At 47.8% G+C, this 3,528-nt stretch carries 3 protein-coding genes; 2 read left to right on the top strand and 1 reads right to left on the bottom strand.

Annotation, left to right across the window (positions count from 1 at the left end; genetic code table 11):
- Positions 1–111 precede the first annotated feature (111 nt).
- Together ABYT30_RS17155 and ABYT30_RS17150 are read left to right on the top strand one after the other, a co-directional pair.
- Complete coding sequence (locus ABYT30_RS17155; RefSeq protein WP_373097661.1) at positions 112–1,230, top strand: type II secretion system F family protein; 1,119 nt, start codon at positions 112–114, stop codon at positions 1,228–1,230.
- A gap of 163 nt (positions 1,231–1,393) precedes the next feature.
- Positions 1,394–1,936 (top strand): type IV pilin protein, encoded by a 543-nt coding sequence (locus ABYT30_RS17150; RefSeq protein ID WP_373083476.1) that lies wholly within the window; start codon positions 1,394–1,396, stop codon positions 1,934–1,936.
- 312 nt (positions 1,937–2,248) lie between these two features.
- Here ABYT30_RS17150 and ABYT30_RS17145 read toward each other — a convergent pair.
- Positions 2,249–3,528 (bottom strand): hypothetical protein (locus ABYT30_RS17145; RefSeq protein ID WP_373097660.1); only part of this gene is annotated, 1,280 nt, incomplete at its 5' end.

Raw genomic sequence — 3,528 nt, 5'->3', positions numbered from 1 at the left:
TTGTATGCCGACGGTCTTGAGCATGTACTTAAAGGCGAGACTACTTTGGAAGAGGTTACCCGTGTTATCAGTAATTAAGACGCCGGAATTTGGCTTGGTGGGTGTGTAGTCATGCCTTTACCGACGGCAAGTTCAGCGGCAAAGCCGGCTGTACAAGGTAAATCAATTGATATAAAACAGATCATGTATTATCGGCCTATTCGTGCCGAAGATCGGATGTTTTTTACTGAACAGCTGTCCTTATTGCTTGAGACCGGAACCGCATTGCATAGCAGTCTGCTGACCCTTAAAGGTCAAACGCCAGATATCAATGTTCGCCAGATTCTCGATGACTTGGCTGCCTCCGTAGAGAAGGGCGGTAGTTTTTCAGCCGCGTTGGCAAATCATCCTAAAATGTTTCCCATTTCCTACGTTAAATTAATTGAAGCGAGCGAAAATGGCGGCTTTATGGCCAAAGTCTTGGCCGAATTGCTGCTTATGGATGAAAAACAGCAGCAGCTCAAAAGTACGATTCGCTCCGCGATGACCTACCCTATATTTTTGACGACATTCTCCCTCGCGGTGGTGATTTTCGTCATGGTGTTTGTATTCCCGAAATTTGCCGACATATTTTCTTCTATTCGCGACAAATTGCCCTTAAGCACCATCATTTTAATGTCCATTAGCGATTTACTGCGAGCTCACTGGATGGCTGTGTGCGGAGCCACCGCTGGTTTTTTCGGGGTCTTGATCTATTCGCTTCGTACGGCTGTCGGGCGGCGCCTAATAGATAAAGCAAAGTTGCGGACACCGCTGCTGAAAGAAATTTTTAAGCAAATTTACCTGGTACAGCTGATGAGGGTGCTAAGTTTGTCGCTGCACAATGGTGTCAGCGTCCGCGACGCCCTTAAAGCCTGTCGCGAAGTTGTCGATAATCAAGCCTACCGCGAGCTGATTAACGAGGCTGAGGCAAATGTCCAGCAGGGCCGAAGGCTGAGTGAGGTGTTCAGTAATTCGCCCTATGTGCCTTCACTGGCCCAGCAGATGCTCGCGACGGGTGAGGAGACCGGCAATTTAGCGAAAGTGATGGGCCGTATTGCCGATTATTATGATAAGGAATTGCGAAAGCGTCTTGATCGCCTCTCGAAATTGGCGGAACCTATTATGCTGATGGTCATGGGCCTCGTGGTGGGAATTATCGTCAGCTCCTTAATTTTGCCCATTTTTAAGCTGTCGAGTGTCGCGCATTAGAAAAAAGGCGACTATCATAGAGGATATTAGGCGGTATAAGTGTATTTGAGTATTTAGAATGCAATTTGGCTGTATTTAAATACGCTAGATTGAGTCACAATAAATGCAGTGGCTTATCGTTTAAACTTGCTAAAAACATTGAGTAACATCAGGGAAAGAAATAATGAATAAATTACGAGCTTCTGTGCAACGCGGCTTTACCTTAGTCGAGCTGGTCATTGTTGTTCTTATATTATCGGTATTAGCGGCAATCGTAATACCGCAATTCACCTCCTCTACTGATGATGCGAAGGTTGCCGCATTAGACTCGAGTTTGTCGGGTGTGCGCACTGCAATTGATATGTATTATCAAAATCACGGGCATTATCCAGGTAGCGTGGTTTCATCGGGTCTGGTGACCTGTGTAGGCGGCACCGCCGGCGCTGCGCTTGCTAATACTGAGGCAGCATTTTTGGATCACCTGACACGTTACACCAATGCGGCCGGACAGTCCTGCTCTACTACCAGCTCTGGTGCTTTCCCGTTTGGCCCTTACTACAAAAAGGATCGACTACCTAAGGATCCAATTGTTGGTAACTTAGACACAGTGACGGTTGTATCGACGGGTAATTTGGAGATGACTGCGACGGGAACACTGGGTGGCTGGCTCTTTGACAGCCAGACCGGTAAGTTTATTGTTAACCACACCTCTTATGATGATCGCTGAGCTTTAGCGGTAATGCGAAAGGGTCGCCACTGGTGGCCCTTTTTTATGTCTATATAATCATCATCTTTGCCCTGTTTTTGCGCATATACATCGGCGTTTAGGTCTCTTTTTATCGTGTATGTTTAGTGCCAAGGTTTGTTTCTTGGTGCAAGCAGATCTGCTATTGCTTGAATGTTATTGGGCCCCTTAGGCATCTATAGGGCAGGTGCTAGCGGTTTATAAGTTAAGTCGGTCGATGCCCGCTGATACCGCGCCGTACAGCAGCCTGCGCGCATTGCCAATATTGTGGCTAGCCTGATTGTTTGGCCCCTTTTATTCCGGGCAGACTTCAATAGTGATTTCGTCGAACCACACCGCGTCATCGGGGCCTAAGGTGCTTGCGCTATGAAATCGCAGCCACATGTCATTTGAAATATGGCTGCTGAGGTCAAGCTCTTCGCTAATCGCAACGGCGTCGGTGCCGGCGCCGCCGTAGCGGGCGAGCTCCGTCCATGGGCCGTCTTTCCCGGTAGAGGAAATGTTGACCGTGACGTAGTCCGCGGCGTCATCAAGGTCAACTCGTTTACTTAAAAGCTTCAAACTCGCGAGTGAATTGCCGCTTAGATCAAAATGGCGGTATAGGGCCTTGTTTGATCCCGATACTACGAGCCAACCGCCATTAACCTGCAGCGAGCCTGCTGCGGGGCCGTCGCCTTCATTGCGCTCAATCCATGGCGATGGGGCCCAGTTAGTTAGGCCATCGCTACCGCTATAGCTAACGGTATCAAAGTTGTCTTGAAAAAAAGCTCTACAACTAGTCCAGCGGCGCAGCGAAAAAAAGCGATTATCGAGAATTGAGCTGGTAATGTGTTCACAGCTAGTGGTGTTAATTGCCAAGCTTGCGGCCGACCCAGTGGTATAGTCGTTTAGGCTGTAATGGCTTAATTCATTGCCGTTAAGGTCGAGGTTTACGACGGTATTATTTTTGGAGTCGAGAACCAATATTTCGTCAAAATTATTGATATGGGCAACGCCCTCTGGGCCGTCAATGGAGGAAGGTAGCGTAAATTGATCGACCAGATTCATGTTTTGGTTAAATATAAATGCCGAAAAATTAAAGCCGATGAGTAAGCGCTTGGTACCGACGAGTATCCAGTGATCGTCGTATAGTCCGGTTTTGGTTTTACTTATATGGCTAATGCCCTCGGCAGTGAAATTAGAAGGTATCGAAAAAGTCGCTTTTTTAAAGATACTGCTGTCGTAGATATAAATTGCCCGACCTTTATCTGCTATCAGAGCGAAATGGTTTTCCCATGTTCCGCTGGTGACCCAGGTTAATCCGGTGTAGCCTTTGGCGGCTCCCCCAAGACTAATTTTTTGCAATAAACTGCCGTCGGTGCGGGCTAAAATTAACTGTCTTTGTCCTTCGTCGGCAATGACGACCATTCCATTGTCGTTATCAGTGTGGCCATTGATTTCAATGCCCTTGGGAATATAGGTCGTGCCAAAGGGCTTGGTTATGCCTAGGGCTGAGAGTGTTGCTGAATGACTAATCTCTTGCGTGAGCAAGTGGGGGTCACAAAAGGTCGCGGTTGCGCAGCTGCGGCCACACT

The organism is Zhongshania sp. (genome assembly GCF_041623545.1).
GTDB lineage: Bacteria > Pseudomonadota > Gammaproteobacteria > Pseudomonadales > Spongiibacteraceae > Spongiibacter.
The sequence above is the reverse complement of the archived record's forward strand: the minus strand, read 5'-3'. Positions and strand labels throughout refer to the sequence as shown.